Source organism: Vibrio tasmaniensis, from assembly GCF_024347635.1.
Classification (GTDB): Bacteria; Pseudomonadota; Gammaproteobacteria; order Enterobacterales; family Vibrionaceae; genus Vibrio; species Vibrio tasmaniensis.
In genome coordinates this window covers 2,633,346-2,651,465 of sequence record NZ_AP025510.1, presented here as the reverse complement: position 1 = coordinate 2,651,465, position 18,120 = coordinate 2,633,346, and the positions used below count along the sequence as shown (strand labels likewise).

The window sequence follows — 18,120 nt, the reverse complement described above, 5'->3', positions numbered from 1 at the left end:
GAAACAACCTTAGTACCGCGGTAAATGATGAGCAATGAAATGAAAATAATGTTAGCTAACCCTCGTGGCTTTTGTGCAGGTGTCGATCGTGCGATCAGCATCGTAGAGCGCGCTCTTGAACTGTATCAGCCACCGATTTATGTTCGCCATGAAGTGGTGCATAACCGCTTTGTTGTTGAAGGGCTAAAGCAACGTGGTGCTATTTTTGTCGAAGAGTTAAGTGAAGTACCAGACGATAACATCGTAATTTTTTCGGCTCACGGTGTTTCTCAAGCGGTTCGTAAAGAAGCGAAAGAGCGCGAGTTAACGGTATTTGATGCGACGTGTCCTTTGGTGACTAAAGTTCATATGGAAGTTGCTCGTGCGAGCCGCAAACATATGGAAGTGGTACTGATTGGTCACGCTGGTCACCCTGAGGTTGAAGGCACCATGGGTCAGTACGCTAGCCAAACCGGTGGTATGTACTTGGTTGAAAGACCAGAGGATGTACAGAACCTCGTGGTGAATGATCCAAGTAACCTGCATTACGTTAGCCAAACCACGCTATCAGTTGATGAAACTGCAGACGTGATTGAAGAGCTGCGTCGAGTGTTCCCTGAAATCCAAGGCCCACGTAAAGACGACATCTGCTACGCGACTCAAAACCGTCAGGACGCTATTCGTGAAATGGCCGGTGATGTCGATGTCGTGATTGTTGTCGGTTCTAAGAACTCATCGAACTCAACTCGTTTAAAAGAGCTGGCTGAGAAGCTAGGCACGCCAGGTTATCTAACCGATTGTCCTGAAGACATTCAAACTGAATGGGTTGAAGGGAAAAAGAAAATCGGTGTAACTGCCGGTGCTTCTGCTCCTGAAGAGTTGGTAAACCAAATCTTAGATCGTATTCGAGAGCTAGGTGCGACTGACGTTGAAGAGATTCAAGGTCGTGAAGAGAACATGTTCTTTGAAGTACCGAAAGAGCTGCAGATTAAGCAAATCGACTGATCTCTATTGATTTGTGACCAGATCGAGTCGTAAGTACTCTCGATTCGTAAGCGCTCTCGATTTGTAAGTACTATCGATTTGTAAACAGCAGAAAGCCAACGTTGATGCGTTGGCTTTTTTGATCGTGCTTTGGAAAAATAGTCGAAGTTTATGGGGTTATTGAAGACCGAGCTGCTCTTTTAAGGTTTTTAGATAGCGGCGACTGACAGGCACTTCAAAGCCGGTCAGCGTGATGATCTCCGCTAGTCCATTCTCCAACAGTTTGATCTCTTGGATCGATTTTATGTTGATCAAATACTGTCGATGACAACGGATCAAATCGGTTTTTTCTTCCAAGATCTTTAGTGTCAACTGTGAGGTCGCCGTTTGTGAGGAGCTGCGTACGTGGACTCCACTGATATCTGAGTAAGCGCATTCGACAGTTTGGCTTGCCATGATCACAATGCGGTTATGGCCGATACACGGGATCTGCTCTAAGTGACAGGGAGCAATTGCTGAGATATCTTGTTCCGGCGCTTTGTGGTTTTGTTTGATGACCTTATTCAGGCGACAAACACTCTTGTTTAATCGGCAAGGCTCAACCGGCTTGAGTAAGTAATCAAAAGCGTTGTCTTCAAATGCTTGAATTGCATATTGGTCGTAGGCGGTAACGAATACCACGTAAGGCATGGTGTCTGGATCAAGCATGCTTAACAGTTCAATTCCGGTAACCTGCGGCATCTGGATATCCAAATACACCACATCTGGCTTGAGCAGATTGATCTGCTTAAGCCCTTCGATCGCGTTACTCGCTTGGCCGATGACTTGTACTTCTCCGGTTTCAGTGAGTAGTTCAATCAGCTCTTCGCGAGCAAAAAGCTCATCATCGACAACTAATGCCTTTAACATCCTAAAATCTTCATCTTGATTCCATCCCTGCTTGATTCACGTTTTGCTTTAAATGTCTGCTTCTAAATGTTTCAACTCGGAGCGATTCGTCTCCGAAAATACCATTATTTTAATATAGGTATGATAAAGCTCATTCGAGTAAATTGCTGCGGTTGAGATTCTATTTTTAGCGCTGAATCTTGTCCAAAGAAATTAGTGAGTCGTTTATCAACAATTTCCATGCCTAATCCAACGTGATCTTGAGATGGCTTCTGATAATTACCGGCATTGTCTTCAACGGTTAACTTGAATCCCCCCTCGAAAGCCTCGCTATAGATCTTCACTTTTCCGCCTTCCAACATGTTAGATATCCCATGTTTTATGGCGTTTTCTACCAGTGGTTGCAGAGTAAAGCTCGGCAGTTGCGACTCGTATAGTTGTGGGTCGATATCCCATTCGACTTCTAAGCGGTCAGTAAAACGTGCTTTTTCAATAGTTAGGTACGCATTGACGTGTGCCAGTTCATCTTTGAGTTTCACGGTATTGATGTTCTGCTTCAGATTACTTCTAAAGAAGTGAGAGAGATGCTGAATCAGCTCTCGAGCTTTGTCGGGATCACGGCGTGTAACGGCACTGATGGTGTTGAGTGCATTAAACAAGAAGTGTGGGTTCACTTGAGCGTGCAGCAGTTTGATTTCCGCTTGGGTGAGCAGTGTTTGCTGCTGCTGATAGTTGCTAAACAATATCTGGCTCGATAAGAGTTGAGCGATACCTTCACCCATCGACATGTTGATGGTCGAGAACAGCTTCAGCTTTGGCTCATACAACTTGATGGTACCGACCACTTCATTACCCGCGCGCAATGGGATAATAAGTGCAGAGCCTAATTTACAATCTTGTGAAAGAGAGCATTGATACGGGTTCTCTTTCCCATCGAGGTAGATGATGTCGTTCTGTTCCATCGAAGTGAGTGTGCTTTGCGATGAAATAGGCGTATTGGGAATATGGTGTTCATCGCCAATGCCGACGAACGCGAGAATTTTTTCCCGGTCGGTAATCGCTACCGCCCCAACATTGGTCTCTTCGTAAACGATACGTACGATTTTTTGTGCGTTATCGGAATTGAAGCCGCCATGCAAAATACCCACCGAACGTTCGGCGATGGTTAATGCGCGGCGTGAGAAGGTAGCTGAGTACTTCTCGAAGATGGTTTTCCGGTCTTGGATGATGCTCATGAATAGCGCAGCACCGACTGAGTTTGCAATGATCATTGGCGCGGCAATATCAGAAACCAGAGCGTAGGATTGTTCGAAGGGTTTAGCTACCGCCAGTAGAATCAGCATCTGAATAATCTCTGCAAACAGGGTTACCGAGAACACCACCATCGGATTAAACAGCTGGCTGGCTTTGTTCTTTCTTACTAGATAAACGTGTAACAAGCCGCCAATCAAGCCTTCTGCTGTGGTTGAAATGGCACAAGCTAGATCGGTGAATCCACCCAAAGAGTAACGATGGATACCGCCAGTAAAGCCGACGGCAAAGCCGACTACTGGGCCGCCAAACAAACCACCCATGACCGCTCCCATCGCGCGCGTGTTGGCGATGGCGTCATTAATCTGCAATCCGAAATAGGTGCCCATAATACAGAACAGGGAAAACAGAATGTAACAGCTGACTTTATGACTTAAGCGCGAAGATATGCTCAATAAAGGGAGAATCAGTGGGGTCTTACTTAGCATGTAAGCAATCACTAAGTAGACACAGGTTTGTTGCAGCAGAGAGAGAATGAGTTCCATATTTTCACCTATTGAGACGCTGGTTAAGTGTAAAGCTCATTGAGGCTGAAAGGTAGCTTTGCTTTTTTGCAGGTTGTCTTTCTTTTGTTTAGTGGAAACTAATGTATTCAGTGGTTATGGATAAAATAATAAAGCCCATCATACATGATGGGCTTTGATCTTAGATTCCAGTTCATCAAAGATGATGGTGGAACAAGCGAAGTGTTTTTGGCTTACTTATTCTCCTCTTTCTATGAAGAGTGAGAATATTTAGGGGAAAGCTAAGCTGTTTTTGTTACGGGCTTTGCTTCCTTTTCTACTTCTTCATCAGCAAGGTCGATATCACCTTTGCCTTTTGAAATCTTGATAACGTAAGCCGCAATACCGAATGCACTTACCACGCCAATGATGGTTGAAATTTGCATTGGTAGACCGAAGCCTAACTGGCTATTGTTCAGGATGAATGTAATACACACAGACGTCATGAACACAGCTGGAACCGTGGTTATCCAGTGGAATTTATTGTGACGAAGTAGGTAAGCCGAAGCTGTCCATAACATCATGACTGCCGTTGATTGGTTAGCAAAACCGAAGTAGCGCCAGATAATACCGAAATCGACTTGAGTCAGGATGCCACCAAGAACGAACAATGGTAGAGCCATTAGTAGACGGTTACGTAGAGTTTTCTGTTCCATGTTGAAGTATTCAGCAAGGATAAGACGGCTTGAACGGAACGCAGTGTCACCTGAAGTGATTGGCAGGATAACCACGCCAAGGAAAGCAAGGATACCGCCGAACACACCCAATAGACCAAATGAAGCGCTGTATACCACGTTACCTGGGCCGCCGTTTGCAATCGCGTCAGACAAAGACTCAACAGAACCGAAGAACGACAGAGCAAGTGCACACCAGATTAGGGCGATGATGCCTTCACCAATCATTGCACCGTAGAATACGAAGCGACCATTTTTCTCGTTTTCCATGCAACGCGCCATCAAAGGAGATTGAGTTGCGTGGAAGCCAGAGATAGCACCACAAGCGATGGTGATGAATAGAGCCGGCCAAAGCGGTAGATCGTTAGGGTTCATGTTAGTGAACATGTCTTTCATCTCGAAGCCACCCATGATTTGGTGCTCGTCAGATAGACCAATCGCAGTGATTAGGCCAACAGACATAAAGATAAGCAGTGCACCGAACAGTGGGTAGAAGCGACCAATGATTTTATCGACAGGGACAATCGTTGCGATGATGTAGTAAGCAAAGATGATGACAACCATAGTGCTTGTAGACATCACGAAATCAGTTTGGTCGTTCACTAGGTTGGTGATCATGCCTGCTGGAGCAGAAACGAATACCACACCAACAAGAAGCAGTAGAACAATGGCAAAGATGTTCATAAAGTGTTTTGCGCCATTGCCTAGGTAACGTCCAGTGATAGTTGGAACCGAAGCACCACCATTGCGTATAGATAACATACCTGAGAAGTAGTCGTGTACGGCACCTGCGAAGATACAGCCTAGCACGATCCAAAGCATTGCTGCTGGGCCGTAAAGGGCACCCATGATAGGGCCGAAGATTGGACCTACACCTGCAATGTTAAGCAGTTGAACTAGGTAAACCTTTGGCGTCGACATTGGAACAAAGTCCACGCCATCTTGTTTGGTATGGGCTGGTGTTTGACGCTTTTCATTGATGCCGAAAATCTTCTCGATAAAAGCACCGTAAATAAAGTAGCCACCAATGAGTGCTGCAACACAGGTAAGAAACCACATCATAATTTGTTATCCCTGAATGTATTAATTAAGTCAGGGTGTATATTAAAGGAGTGCATGAGAAGAAACTTCCGCTACTGGAGTGAGTGGTCGAATAGCCAATTAAGTGGTGTTATAACCGGTTTAGTGGTTTGTGACCTTTGCGGAGTGGTTGGTTACTGCTGTTGATAGGTGTCTTGCTCCTAGTTAGTGGTGACTTATCAGCTTTAAGCGGTAACGAATAGATATCAGTGGCAGATAACAGACATAAGTGGACATCAGTACGTGTTCAGCGGAGAATCGCTACTAAGGCAGCGCTTCGTCAGGAAGTGGTGAAGTAAATATAAAGGATTGAAATGAAAAAAATAATCGCACTATTCGCCGTGGCATTTAGCCTTGCAGGATGCAGCGCCAATGTTCAAGATTTAGCGGCCGAAGGCAATTGGCAAGAGATTGGTTATCGTGATGGTATCAAAGGCCACACCCAGCGATCTTATTCAGATATGGCCGAGCTTGGTGGAGTCGATCAAGCGAGTTACACAGAAGGCTACCACTTAGGTGTGACTGAATATTGTAATCCTAACCATGCTTATCAGATTGGTTTATCTGGTCAGGTGTATGAAGGCGTGTGTTCTGGTACGGAAGACGCTCAACGTTTCCGTATGGAATGGCAGCGTGGCTGGGATGAGTTCTCGAACGACTATTAAGCCCAAGCTAGCGATAACAAATTAAAACTAAAAAAGACCAGTACCGCATGCGTACTGGTCTTTTTGTATGTAGTTAAAGCCATACTCTAAATGAGAAGCTACAAACAGAATTGAGATTACTGATTATTCTCGACCGCTTTTCTCAAGAAGCCATTTTGCTGATCAAGCTGAGCCTTGGCCAATTCTAAATCTAGCCCTGTTAGAATCATCAAAATCGATAACTTCACATCGTAATCAGTCGTTTTAAGTGTCGAGACTGCCAGTGCCTTATCACACTCTGTTGCTTGGATAACGATACGAGCTGCGCGGGCAACTAGCTTTTCATTGGTCGCTTTTACGTCGACCATCAGATTTTGGTAGCTTTTACCGATACGAATCATGCTGGCAGTCGTCAGCATATTTAGCACCAATTTTTGCGCTGTACCTGATTTGAGTCGTGTTGATCCAGTCAAGGCCTCCGGGCCAACCACTGGGCTTATCGCGATTTGAGCGATCTCGGCTATCGGTGAATCTGGATTACAAGACAGCGCAACCGTTACTGCACCTATTTGATTTGCGTAGTTGAGAGCACCAATTACGTAAGGCGTGCGACCGCTAGCAGCGATGCCTACCACTACATCATTTTCTGAAAACTGAATCGCTTTGAGATCTTCAATTCCGAGAGTCAGCGAGTCTTCCGCACCTTCTTTGGCTTTTAAAATCGCTTCTGGCCCGCCAGCGATGAGGCCGATAACCATCTTGTCTGAAACACCGAAAGTCGGTGGGCATTCTGATGCATCTAACACGCCTAATCGACCACTGGTTCCTGCGCCCATGTAAATCAATCGGCCACCATGTTGAAAGGCGTGAGCGATCTTATCAACCGCTTTCGCGATCTGTGGCAGCTCTACTTCGATTGCCAATGGGACTTGCTTATCTTGTTGATTAATCTTTTCGACCACTTCGAGAGAGGTGAGTAGATCAATATCCATAGTGTCAGGGTTTCTCCCCTCCGAAACGAGGTGCGAGAGCGCTGATATGAGAGCGTCGTTACTCATAATGATCCTTAAATGATAATTCTAAAATTGTTTAGACAGCATCGCGAAGTCAGTATTGTTACTAAGTTAGCACGGCTATCAAGTTAATCTGCACGATAAAGAACGCCTAGAGAGGCCGCTCTGCTTGCGCCAGTTACTTCTGGTAAATTGCTTGGCAGTTGATGAACATGACGTTGAGCAAGCCACGCAAAGGCCATCGCTTCCATATAATCGGCATCAACGCCTTTATTGGTCGTTGAATCAACTTCCCAACTCGGAAGCAGTTCTACCAACCTTTTCATCAACAATGGGTTTCTCGTCCCACCACCACACACGTACAACGCAGGTTTGTCGCCCAAGCGATAAGCTTCGACTTCATTGGCTATCGTCAATGCGGTGTATTCACAAAGCGTGCGCTGAACATCTTCTGCTGCCAGATCTTTAAACCCGGTAAGTTGTTGCTCTAGCCATGGCAGGTTGAACAGTTCTCTACCGGTACTTTTCGGTGGAGTTTGAGATAGATAAGATTCATTTAACAGCTGTTCGAGCAAGGCTTGATTGAGTTGGCCTTTTAGCGAGAATTGCGCATCACGGTCAAACTTCTCACCTGTGTGTTTATCAACCCAAGCGTCCATCAACATATTGCCTGGACCTGTATCATAGCCAAGCGTTAGATGATTAGGGCGTAGTACTGAAATGTTCGAGATACCACCAATATTCAACACCACAACCGAGCTGTCTTTTGGGTGGAAAATCGTATGGTGGAAGGCGGGGACTAATGGTGCGCCTTGCCCGCCAAGCGCCATGTCTTTGCGTCGAAAATCAGCGACTGTTTGAATCTGTGTTTTAGCTGCAATGATATTGGCATCACCCAACTGCATAGTAAATGGAGAATCGCCAGTTGGCTGGTGGAACACCGTTTGACCGTGATTACCAATCGCAGTCACAGAAGATGCAGGTGTACCTGACTTGTCGAGAAGTTGCAGAACCGCATCAGCAAACAGATGGCCAAGCTGGTGGTCGAGTTCGCCAATAGCAACCAAATCGGTTTTCTGACCAATACAAACTTCAAGCAGACGTGCTTTGAGATCATCAGGCATTGGGAACTCATCATGATTAAGCAATGTAATGCTATCGTCTTCAATCGAGACTAACGCTGTATCAACGCCGTCCATACTCGTCCCCGACATCACCCCGATATACAGTTCTTTATGATCCATTCCTAAGCTCTTGCCCTGCATTCTTAAAGTCTTCCACAGATTGGTTTAAAAACATTGTAAAGCAAATTTAAAGAGAATAATCTCGGGAAGTTTATGAAATTAGGTTTAATAAGGGATAAATATGGGACCGTTGTGGGTTGATGTTGCGGGCTACGAGCTAACAGCTGAAGACAGAGAAATTTTAGAGCACCCAACAGTTGGTGGTCTCATCCTATTTGCTAGAAACTACCACGATAGCAAACAGCTATCGGCGTTAAACAAAGAGATCCGCAAGGTCGCAAAACGTCCTATTTTGATTGGCGTTGACCAAGAAGGTGGCCGAGTTCAGCGCTTCCGCGATGGATTTTCAATTATCCCTGCCGCTCAAGAGTTCGCGACTAAGAATAATGGTGATCAGTTAGCAGAACAAGCCGGTTGGTTGATGGCGGCGGAATTGATTGCCCATGATATCGATCTGAGCTTTGCGCCTGTATTAGACAAAGGCCATCAGTGTAAAGCGATTGGTAGCCGAGCGTTTGGTGAAGATATTGATACTATCGTTCGCCACAGTAGTGCTTTTATTAAGGGCATGAAATCGGTTGGAATGGCGACAACAGGAAAACACTTCCCAGGACACGGTGGCGTGATTGCTGATTCGCACCTTGAAACGCCTTACGATCCTAGAGACGATATCTTTGAAACTGATATGGCGATCTTCAAGGCTCAAATTGAAGCTGGAATATTAGATGCGATGATGCCTGCGCACGTGGTTTTTTCTCACTATGATGATCAGCCAGCGAGTGGCTCTGAGTATTGGCTGCAGAAAGTATTGAAGCAGCAGCTTGGATTTAAAGGCTTGGTATTCTCTGATGACTTAACGATGGAAGGCGCTGCAATTATGGGTGGGCCAGCCGACAGAGCGAAGGCTGCTCTGAATGCGGGTTGCGACATGGTGTTGATGTGTAATAAACGAGATGCACAAATTGAGGCTCTTGATCACTTAGCGATTCAAGAGGTGCCTTTAGCCAACTCATTGCTTAAAAAGCACAACTTTGATTTGTCGACGCTTCACTCAGATAGCCGATGGAAAGAGGCCTCAGAGCAAATTAAGCGAATGTTAAACGCTGAGTGAGAAATAAACACTCTATAAGTTTGAAGAAGGCGATATGAGAATTATCGCCTTTTTTGTATGTGTGTGGCGCGGTTTAAACTGGTTTGTCTATTAGAGCTAATTAAAGTGAGGGTGTAAATTTTAATTTACAGTAAATGGTTTTTATTGTTTACACTTGCAATCGTTTTTGTAGCTGTTATTGTGTTTTTAAAGATTGCTAGTCCAAATGGAAACATTGGGTGTAAAAATAAATATACAGGTTGAGTTATGCAGAAAAGTGAATTAAGCAATGTCAATATCATCGACGAACAGGTACTGATTACTCCTGAGGAGTTAAAAGCAAAACTGCCTTTGAGTGATAATGCTCGTCGTTTCATTCAAGAGTCTCGTCAAACTATTGCAGACATTATTCATAAGAAAGATCATCGCATGCTTGTAGTATGTGGCCCATGTTCTATCCATGATATTGAAGCGGCAAAAGAGTACGCGAAACGACTAAAAGCTATATCTGAGCAGCTTAGCGACCAACTGTATATTGTAATGCGTGTTTACTTTGAGAAGCCTCGTACCACTGTTGGCTGGAAAGGCTTGATCAATGACCCTCACCTAGACGGCACGTTCGATATTGAGCATGGTCTGCATGTAGGTCGCGAGCTTTTAGTTGAGTTAGCTGAGATGGAAATCCCACTTGCGACAGAAGCGCTAGATCCAATCAGCCCACAATACCTAGCAGATACATTCAGCTGGGCAGCAATCGGCGCTCGTACGACTGAATCACAAACCCACCGCGAAATGGCGAGTGGTCTTTCAATGCCAATCGGCTTTAAGAATGGTACAGACGGTAACTTAGGCACTGCAATTAATGCGATGCAGGCGGCTTCTTCTAGTCACCGTTTCATGGGCATCAGCCGTGAAGGCCAAGTCGCACTACTCACGACGCAAGGTAACCCTAATGGTCATGTCATTTTACGTGGCGGTAAGCAGACGAACTACGATTCAGTATCTGTGCATGAATGTGAGCAAGAGCTGGGTAAGTCTGGCTTAGAGGCGGCACTAATGGTCGACTGTAGTCATGCGAACTCTCGTAAAGATTTCCGTCGTCAACCGCTGGTGGCTGAAGATGTCATCCATCAGATTCGTGAAGGCAATAAGTCGATTATCGGCCTGATGATTGAGAGCCATATTAACGAAGGAAACCAATCTTCAGATATACCTCTCAATGAGATGAAATACGGTGTATCTATTACCGACGCGTGTATCAATTGGGATTCAACTGAGGCACTATTGAAACATGCACATACGGAATTAGTCCCGTTCTTAGAGAACCGCTTGAAAGGTTAGTCAGAGTTTAAATTTAAGTGCCTCATCTAATGGGGCATTTTAAGATCTGTTGCTAATGAACCTGCATCAATCAGTGCGGGCTTTTAGATTAGTACGGGCTTATAGGTTAGCACGGGCTTATAGATGAGTAAGGAATAAAATGGCCGTTGAACTGAACGAATTACGCGACCAAATCGATGCTGTCGATAAACAAATGTTGGATTTACTGGCTCAACGACTGGCTCTAGTAGAGAAAGTCGGAGAAGTAAAAAGTGAACATGGTTTACCTATTTATGTACCGGAACGTGAAGCCGCGATGTTGGCATCTCGTCGTCAAGAAGCCGAGAAAATAGGGGTTCCACCGCAGTTAATCGAAGATATTTTGCGTCGTACGATGCGTGAGTCTTATGCCAGTGAGAAAGATTCGGGCTTTAAGTGCCTTAATCCAGAGTTACGTTCAGTGGTTATCGTTGGTGGTAATGGTCAACTTGGTGGTCTGTTTGGTCGTATGTTCAAGCTTTCTGGTTACGAAGTGAAAATTCTTGGCAGCCAAGATTGGGATAGAGCCGACGAGATCTTAGATAATGCTGGCCTTGTGGTTGTTACGGTTCCAATTCACCTGACAGAAGGTGTGATTGCGAAACTGGGTAACCTACCAAGCGATTGTATTCTTTGTGATTTGACGTCGATTAAATCCAAACCTCTTCAAGCCATGTTAGACATGCACCAAGGCCCAGTGGTTGGGTTGCACCCAATGTTTGGTCCAGATGTTCCAAGCCTTGCGAAACAAGTGATTGTTTACAGTGACGGCCGTGGCTCTGAAAGCTACCAATGGTTACTGAATCAATTTGGTATTTGGGGCGCGAGCCTTTGCCAGATGGATGCTGCTGAACACGATCACGGCATGACATTGATTCAAGCACTGCGCCACTTCACCTCTTTTGCTTACGGCTTGCACCTAAGTAAAGAGAACCCGAACATTGATCAGCTTCTGAAGCTAAGCTCGCCAATCTACCGACTTGAGATTGCGATGGTTGGTCGTCTGTTTGCTCAAGACCCGAATTTGTACGGTGATATCATTCTCTCTTCAGATGAGAACATTGAGATGATTCGACGTTTCCATAGTCGTTTCGGTGAAGCATTAGAAATCTTAGATGGCAAAGATAAAGCCAAGTTTGTTGAGAGCTTTAATCAAGTGAGCGATTGGTTTGGCGACTATTCGCAACAATTCTTGCAAGAGAGCCAAAGCCTTCTAAAACAAGCACATGACTCGATTCATCGTGGTTAATACGATTTGAAATCATAAAAAAAGAGCGACCATCTGGTCGCTCTTTTTGTTTGTGCTGAACGCTATGAAAGTAGTTGGCCTACAGTAGGCTAAAAGCAATTAGATCATCATAGGCCAAACCAACTAGTCCTAATAACTAATGGTTAATAACTAATGGTTAATAACTAATGGTTAATAACTAGTTAGTCGTGATAGGTTTTTTGCTATCTTCACTCGATACGGTGTCGATAGTCGAGCTAATGTAAGGCACGTTCGTTAGGTTGATCTGCAAGCGAACTACATTATCAATCAGCTGAACCAATGGGCCCCACTTAACCTTTTTCTCTTTCTCGAACACGTAGTTGAAGTTCTCAGGTGTCCAATCCATCAAGTATTGAGGGTTCAGTGAACGACCAAGGAAGCGTACCTCATAATGCAAGTGTGGGCCGGTTGAGTTACCTGAGTTACCACAGCTCGCAATAACATCGCCTTTACTCACAAATTGACCACTACGTACTTTGAATTTTTGTAGATGCGCGTAAGAGCTCATGAAACCAAACGAGTGACGCATAGTTATAAAGTTACCGAAGCCTTTTTTGCTTGGGCGTACGGTTTCAATGACGCCATCAGCGGGCGCTATAATATCTTCACCACGCTTACACGTTAGGTCGATACCAGTATGAACGTGGCGTTTACCTGTTATAGGGTTAGATCGGCGACCATAAGAGGATGATATACGTTGATAAGCCATAGGGCTGTCATTTGGAATTAAGCGAAACATTGTCGCTCGGACTGCCGAATCTACCGCCGCTGCATCAATTCGGTCTTCTAAAGAGACGTCATCAGTAAGCTGCTCTTCATCGGTCAGGCCAAGCACTGATTCCACATCAAATACACGCTTACCAAGTAACTGAATAGTGCCTTCTTTTTCGGTTAATGCTTGAGACAGTGAGTGATTGGTTTCTACCTGCTCAGCGTATAGAAAGTCAGTTTGTTCTTTTTCAACGATCAGTGTTTCAATTAATTGTTGTGCATCACCGGCTTGTAGGGCGAGTTCTTGTTTGCCTTCAACGTGAAGGTATGCAGCACCGCCAATCAATAGAGGCACTGAAAAAAGGGCTGTGGTACATATTAGTACGGCTTTTCGACCGAAATAAAACGTCTGATCCCCTTGGTTTAAGGGAATAGTAATGGAAACTTTTTTAGACATGGTTGTGTATTAACTAAATGCTTCTAATAGAAAAAGGGGAATGGAGATATCACTCATTACCTAAATCGGTAAGGTGTTCAATCTCTCTATAAAGCAGTACATCGTCGCCAACGTTAAGTTCCACAAGGCGCTTAAGGTGGCTGATACTATCAATATCTAAATGCTCTATACGTAAACGCATTGAGGTATTGATGGTCGAGACTATCGTTGCTTCTAACTGAATATTGATATCACTGTTTTCGAGCTTAAAGCTGATTTGAACAGGAATGTCCGTTCTGAGTTGCTGACATTTATCGCATTGAATGAGTAGGCCATGAAGAGATAAGTCTTGTACTGAGCCTGATACATTTACGTTCCCTTGTGATATGTCAGTCGGGGTTTGATAAACAACTCGTGAAAATTGACGTCTTTCAATCATAACTAATCTCTCTATATCAATACGTAGCATATAACCAGATATATCAAAGGCCGCTATTATCGCGGCCTTTGTTCAAAATACAAGCTTATTTACTTTGCAATACGTTTGTATTTGATGCGGTGAGGTTCTGCCGCTTGTGCACCTAGAGTCTTTTTCAGCCACTCTGTGTACTCAGTATAGTTACCTTCGTAGAAGTTAACTTGACCTTCATCACGGTAGTCTAAGATATGGGTCGCAATACGGTCAAGGAACCAACGGTCATGCGAGATAACCATTGCACAACCAGGGAACTCAAGCAGAGCTTCTTCAAGAGCACGTAGTGTTTCAACATCAAGGTCATTGGTTGGTTCATCGAGTAGCAGTACGTTACCACCCGCTTTTAGCAGTTTCGCTAGGTGAACACGGTTGCGTTCACCACCTGAAAGCTGACCGATGATCTTCTGTTGGTCGTTGCCTTTGAAGTTGAAACGAGAACAGTATGCACGAGCAGGGATTTCGAAGTTGTTGATCTTAATGATATCAGCGCCTTCAGAGATCTCTTGGAATACTGTTTTTGTGTCGTCCATGCTGTCACGGAACTGATCAACAGAAGCAAGCTTAACCGTTTCGCCAAGTTCAACTGTGCCTGAATCTGGTTGTTCAGCGCCACTTAACATCTTAAACAGTGTTGATTTACCCGCACCGTTGGCACCAACGATACCGACGATAGCGCCTTTAGGCATGCTGAATGATAGGTCGTCGATAAGAACGCGATCACCAAATGACTTAGTTAGGTTCTTAACTTCAAGTACCTTGTCACCCAAACGCTCACCTGGTGGGATGAACAATTCGTTGGTTTCGTTACGCTTCTGGTATTGGCCAGTCGTCATTTCTTCAAAACGAGCCATACGAGCTTTAGACTTAGCTTGACGACCTTTAGGGTTTTGACGAACCCATTCAAGTTCTTTCTCAATCGTTTTTTGACGTGCGCTTTCGCCAGCTTTTTCTTGCTTCAAACGCTCATCTTTTTGTTCTAGCCAAGAAGTGTAGTTACCTTCCCATGGGATACCTTCACCACGGTCAAGTTCTAGAATCCAACCTGCAGCGTTGTCTAGGAAGTAACGGTCGTGGGTAATTGCCACAACAGTACCGCTGTAATCAACAAGGAAGTGCTCAAGCCAAGCAACTGATTCTGCATCCAAGTGGTTGGTTGGTTCATCAAGAAGCAGCATGTCAGGCTTCTCAAGAAGTAGACGACAGATAGCAACACGACGACGTTCACCACCTGACAGGAATTCGATTTTCGCATCCCACTCAGGAAGACGAAGTGCATCTGCAGCTCGCTCTAGAGCTGTTTCTAGGTTATGACCGTCTTTTGCTTGGATCAGTGCTTCAAGCTCACCTTGCTCTTTCGCTAATGCATCGAAATCTGCATCAGGTTCTGCGTAAGCGGCATATACTGCGTCGATGCGCTTAAGTGCGTCAGCAACATCTGAAACCGCTTCTTCTACGATTTCACGAACGGTTTTTGATTCGTCTAGTACAGGTTCTTGAGGTAGGTAACCGACTTTAAGACCTTGTTGTGCACGTGCTTCACCATCAATATCAGTATCAATACCAGCCATGATACGTAGTAGGGTAGATTTACCTGAACCATTTAGACCCAAAACACCGATTTTAGCGCCAGGAAAAAAGCTAAGAGAAATGTCTTTAAGAATTTGACGCTTAGGTGGAACAGTTTTGCTCACCCGAGACATGGTATATACGTATTCAGCCATTGCCGATCGATCCTAATTATTGTTCAAAATTGTTTGCTATTTTATACCAATATCCTCAAAGATGTTACTCCTTGGGTAGAAAAGCCATTCTTGAACTAATCCTCACCTATTATTGTCACAATAATCAGTAAAGCTTTATTTAATAGGCTTCTGAGGCGATGTGTTAAATATTAACAATATTTACACTCAAATCCTTTACATTTGATGTGATGTCGGGCGTAAATAGACTTCACGTATTCATACACGCACTAAGGAAAGAGCGAATGTTTTTCCGCATTGGTAATACGAAAATTGCTGTCGCTGCATCGGCAATTTTGTTTTCATTTTCACAGGCTCCGATGGCTATGGCCAGTAATGCTACCGAGCTTGAAATGCAGCGTGATGTTTATGACAGAGCGCAAGAGGTTTTAGATAACCGTGACCTAAACGCTTATTCAGCACTTCGTAACAAAATTCAAACATACCCGTTAACTCCTTACACTGATTATCGCGCCTTTTTATTGGGCTTAGGTGATCGAACGCCAAGCGAGGTGGATGCTTTTATTGAAGAGAACAAAGCACTGCCGTTTTCCAATCGTATACGAGCGCCTTATTTAGATTTATTGGCGGCTCAAAAACAGTGGAAGACCATCCTTGAGTTTCAAACCAAAGAGCCTGTTGGTGAAAAATATCAATGTATCTATTACCGCGCTAATTATGAACAAGGCAATCAAGATCTCGCCTTTAAAGGTGCGAAACAACTTTGGTTAAGTGGCAATGGTGTCGATGATAGCTGCGACCCGCTCTTCGAAAGTTGGGATGAAGCGGGTTTGAGAACGGATGAACTGATATTACAGCGAATGCTATTGGCGTTTGATAAACGAAATGGCAAGTTAATGACCTATCTGATCAAGCAATTAGATCATGATGAGTCAATTACTCAAGCGAAGCAGATGAAGGCGTTGTACAACAAGCCTGAAGATGTGCTCGTATTTGCCAAGAAGCATCAAGTGAATGAATTTTACCAAGCTCAAACCGAGTTTGCTTTCGAGAAGCTAGCGAGGAAGTCGGCAAGCAGTGCTCAAGAGGTGTTTGATGGTGTCGTCAAGGCTCAGAAATTGTCGAAAGAGCAATCTCAAGATCTCGCGGATTACTTAACGTTTCGCTTGATCAATACTGACTCTGAAGAGTTGGTAGCGTGGCGAGACAAAATGCTCGCGAGTTCATCAAAGCAAGTTTTGCTTGAGCGACGTGCTCGTTTGGCTATTCAACATGCCGATTGGACGGGCTTAAAAGAGTGGATAGCACGCTTAGATGATAAACATCAAGCTTCGCTTCGTTGGCAGTATTGGTTAGGTAGAGCGGAGATTGCTACGGGGAACACCGCTAATGGGAACAAACGTTTATCTGACATTTTGGGTCAGCGTAATTTCTACAGTGTGGCCGCCGCTAAGCAATTAGGTAAGCCAGTTCATTACCCTACATCAACATTAAAATACAATGCGGAAACCGTAAAACCATTCGACACTTCTTTGGTTCGTATCGGTGAGCTGATTGAACGAGATAAAATAGCGGCTGCAAAGAGTGAATGGCGCTGGTTGTTAGCCAATGCAGACAACGATCAAAAAGCGATGCTTGCTGCTCATGCTGCGACACAGCGTTGGAATCACCTAACGGTAACGGCCAGTATCTCGGCGAAAATGTGGGGTAACATAGCCTTACGTTTCCCGGTTGCTCATAAGTGGTGGTTTAACTTCTATGCTGAAAAGCATGATATTGACCCAATCACCTTGATGTCTTTAGCGAGACAAGAGAGTGCGATGGATTCTGAGGCTCGCTCTCCTGTTGGCGCACGCGGTATCATGCAAATTATGCCGAAGACAGCTCAGTATACGGCTAAAAAACATAGTATTAAGTATCAGGGTAGCGATGATCTTTATGATGTAGGTAAGAATATTGAGATAGGCAGTCATTATTTAGATGGCTTACTTGCTCAGTATGATGATAACCGCATCTTCGCATTTGCCGCGTATAATGCAGGCCCTAGTCGTGTGAAACAGTGGCGATCACGCAGTAATGAAAAGCTCGATGCATTTGCTTTTATCGAAATGATTCCATTCAAAGAGACTCGTGGTTACGTTCAGAATATCTTGATGTTTGAGACTTACTATCGAGATATCTTGGGTGAGAAAGGGACGTTTTTGGCACCCCATGAGGCAAAAACGAAATACTAAGTTTTCTGCATTTTTCTCCAAGCTGAGTAATATTAAAGGCAGTGAGTGCGAACCATTTCGACTTACTGCCTTTTTACATTGGATCACATCAAGTATTTCGGTATAAAGTGTTCAACGCTTTCAATCGTTAAGCGACTCTTTAAAGTCAGAATTTAAAAGTAAGTGTAGAGATATGGCATCACAACCTGAATATGAGAATTGGCAACAACTGATGGACTTGGTAAAGACGGCTGTCGAAAAAGATCAGCATGAACTATTGTTGACCATGATGATGACACCAGACGAGCGAGATGCTTTGGTTGCTCGAATTAATATCTTTTGTGAACTGATGAAAGGTGAGATGTCGCAACGACAGGTGAGTCAAATGCTGGGAGTAGGCGTCGCGACGATAACCAGAGGCTCGAATGAGTTAAAGGCCAAATCTGAACAAGAGAAATCAGTGATCGCCGATCTATTGCTAAAACAATAACGAAGTTAAGCAACCACTAAATAGTGCGTATATGAATTCGATAAAAACGCTAACTG

General features: G+C 44.4%; 15 protein-coding genes. 7 read left to right on the top strand and 8 right to left on the bottom strand.

The genetic code is table 11. From position 1 onward, the window contains the following. The first annotated feature begins 27 nt into the window (after nucleotides 1–27). A complete protein-coding gene (gene ispH / locus OCV44_RS11875; RefSeq protein ID WP_139683873.1) occupies nucleotides 28–984 on the top strand; it encodes a 4-hydroxy-3-methylbut-2-enyl diphosphate reductase in 957 nt (318 codons plus the stop codon). A gap of 156 nt (nucleotides 985–1,140) precedes the next feature. On the opposite strand, the gene btsR is transcribed toward ispH, so the two are convergent. The 3 genes from btsR to OCV44_RS11860 form a co-directional block, all read right to left on the bottom strand. Further along, nucleotides 1,141–1,872 carry a two-component system response regulator BtsR gene (btsR, locus tag OCV44_RS11870; RefSeq protein WP_139683874.1) on the bottom strand — a complete coding sequence of 244 codons (732 nt, stop codon included), beginning with the start codon at nucleotides 1,870–1,872 and terminating at the stop codon, nucleotides 1,141–1,143. Between the two features lie 104 nt (nucleotides 1,873–1,976). Then, nucleotides 1,977–3,647: a sensor histidine kinase gene (locus OCV44_RS11865; RefSeq protein ID WP_139683875.1), complete on the bottom strand. Its 1,671-nt coding sequence runs from the start codon at nucleotides 3,645–3,647 to the stop codon at nucleotides 1,977–1,979. Between the two features lie 260 nt (nucleotides 3,648–3,907). Beyond that, the gene (locus OCV44_RS11860; RefSeq protein WP_139683876.1) at nucleotides 3,908–5,401 is read right to left on the bottom strand and encodes a carbon starvation CstA family protein; all 1,494 of its coding nucleotides are present in this window, start codon (nucleotides 5,399–5,401) and stop codon (nucleotides 3,908–3,910) included. 332 nt (nucleotides 5,402–5,733) lie between these two features. Between OCV44_RS11860 and OCV44_RS11855 the strand changes: the two genes are divergently transcribed. Next, nucleotides 5,734–6,084 carry a DUF2799 domain-containing protein gene (locus OCV44_RS11855; protein WP_009848451.1) on the top strand — a complete coding sequence of 117 codons (351 nt, stop codon included), beginning with the start codon at nucleotides 5,734–5,736 and terminating at the stop codon, nucleotides 6,082–6,084. 116 nt (nucleotides 6,085–6,200) lie between these two features. Here the strand turns inward: OCV44_RS11855 and murQ are convergent, their stop codons facing one another. Both murQ and OCV44_RS11845 read right to left on the bottom strand, forming a co-directional pair. Continuing rightward, nucleotides 6,201–7,121: an N-acetylmuramic acid 6-phosphate etherase gene (murQ, locus tag OCV44_RS11850; protein ID WP_139683877.1), complete on the bottom strand. Its 921-nt coding sequence runs from the start codon at nucleotides 7,119–7,121 to the stop codon at nucleotides 6,201–6,203. A gap of 83 nt (nucleotides 7,122–7,204) precedes the next feature. After that, nucleotides 7,205–8,320 (bottom strand): anhydro-N-acetylmuramic acid kinase, encoded by a 1,116-nt coding sequence (locus OCV44_RS11845; protein ID WP_139683878.1) that lies wholly within the window; start codon nucleotides 8,318–8,320, stop codon nucleotides 7,205–7,207. A 121-nt stretch (nucleotides 8,321–8,441) separates the two neighbouring features. Between OCV44_RS11845 and nagZ the strand changes: the two genes are divergently transcribed. The 3 genes from nagZ (at nucleotide 8,442) to tyrA (ending at nucleotide 12,018) form a co-directional block, all read left to right on the top strand. After that, the gene (nagZ, locus tag OCV44_RS11840) at nucleotides 8,442–9,431 is read left to right on the top strand and encodes a beta-N-acetylhexosaminidase (RefSeq protein WP_139683879.1); all 990 of its coding nucleotides are present in this window, start codon (nucleotides 8,442–8,444) and stop codon (nucleotides 9,429–9,431) included. 246 nt (nucleotides 9,432–9,677) lie between these two features. Beyond that, nucleotides 9,678–10,751 (top strand): 3-deoxy-7-phosphoheptulonate synthase, encoded by a 1,074-nt coding sequence (locus OCV44_RS11835; RefSeq protein WP_139683880.1) that lies wholly within the window; start codon nucleotides 9,678–9,680, stop codon nucleotides 10,749–10,751. A gap of 139 nt (nucleotides 10,752–10,890) precedes the next feature. Continuing rightward, a complete protein-coding gene (gene tyrA / locus OCV44_RS11830; protein ID WP_139683881.1) occupies nucleotides 10,891–12,018 on the top strand; it encodes a bifunctional chorismate mutase/prephenate dehydrogenase in 1,128 nt (375 codons plus the stop codon). Between the two features lie 178 nt (nucleotides 12,019–12,196). Here tyrA and OCV44_RS11825 read toward each other — a convergent pair whose 3' ends face one another. From OCV44_RS11825 to ettA, 3 genes are all read right to left on the bottom strand, one after another. Then, nucleotides 12,197–13,207 carry a M23 family metallopeptidase gene (locus OCV44_RS11825; RefSeq protein WP_139683882.1) on the bottom strand — a complete coding sequence of 337 codons (1,011 nt, stop codon included), beginning with the start codon at nucleotides 13,205–13,207 and terminating at the stop codon, nucleotides 12,197–12,199. A gap of 49 nt (nucleotides 13,208–13,256) precedes the next feature. Beyond that, the gene (locus OCV44_RS11820; RefSeq protein WP_139683883.1) at nucleotides 13,257–13,625 is read right to left on the bottom strand and encodes a PilZ domain-containing protein; all 369 of its coding nucleotides are present in this window, start codon (nucleotides 13,623–13,625) and stop codon (nucleotides 13,257–13,259) included. 89 nt (nucleotides 13,626–13,714) lie between these two features. Beyond that, nucleotides 13,715–15,382, bottom strand: coding sequence for an energy-dependent translational throttle protein EttA (ettA, locus tag OCV44_RS11815; protein ID WP_009848459.1), 1,668 nt, complete (start codon nucleotides 15,380–15,382; stop codon nucleotides 13,715–13,717). 263 nt (nucleotides 15,383–15,645) lie between these two features. On the opposite strand from ettA, the gene OCV44_RS11810 reads away from it, so the two are divergent. Then, nucleotides 15,646–17,595, top strand: coding sequence for a transglycosylase SLT domain-containing protein (locus OCV44_RS11810; protein WP_139683884.1), 1,950 nt, complete (start codon nucleotides 15,646–15,648; stop codon nucleotides 17,593–17,595). A 172-nt stretch (nucleotides 17,596–17,767) separates the two neighbouring features. Continuing rightward, nucleotides 17,768–18,064 (top strand): trp operon repressor, encoded by a 297-nt coding sequence (gene trpR, locus OCV44_RS11805; protein WP_139683885.1) that lies wholly within the window; start codon nucleotides 17,768–17,770, stop codon nucleotides 18,062–18,064. Nucleotides 18,065–18,120: the final 56 nt, after the last annotated feature.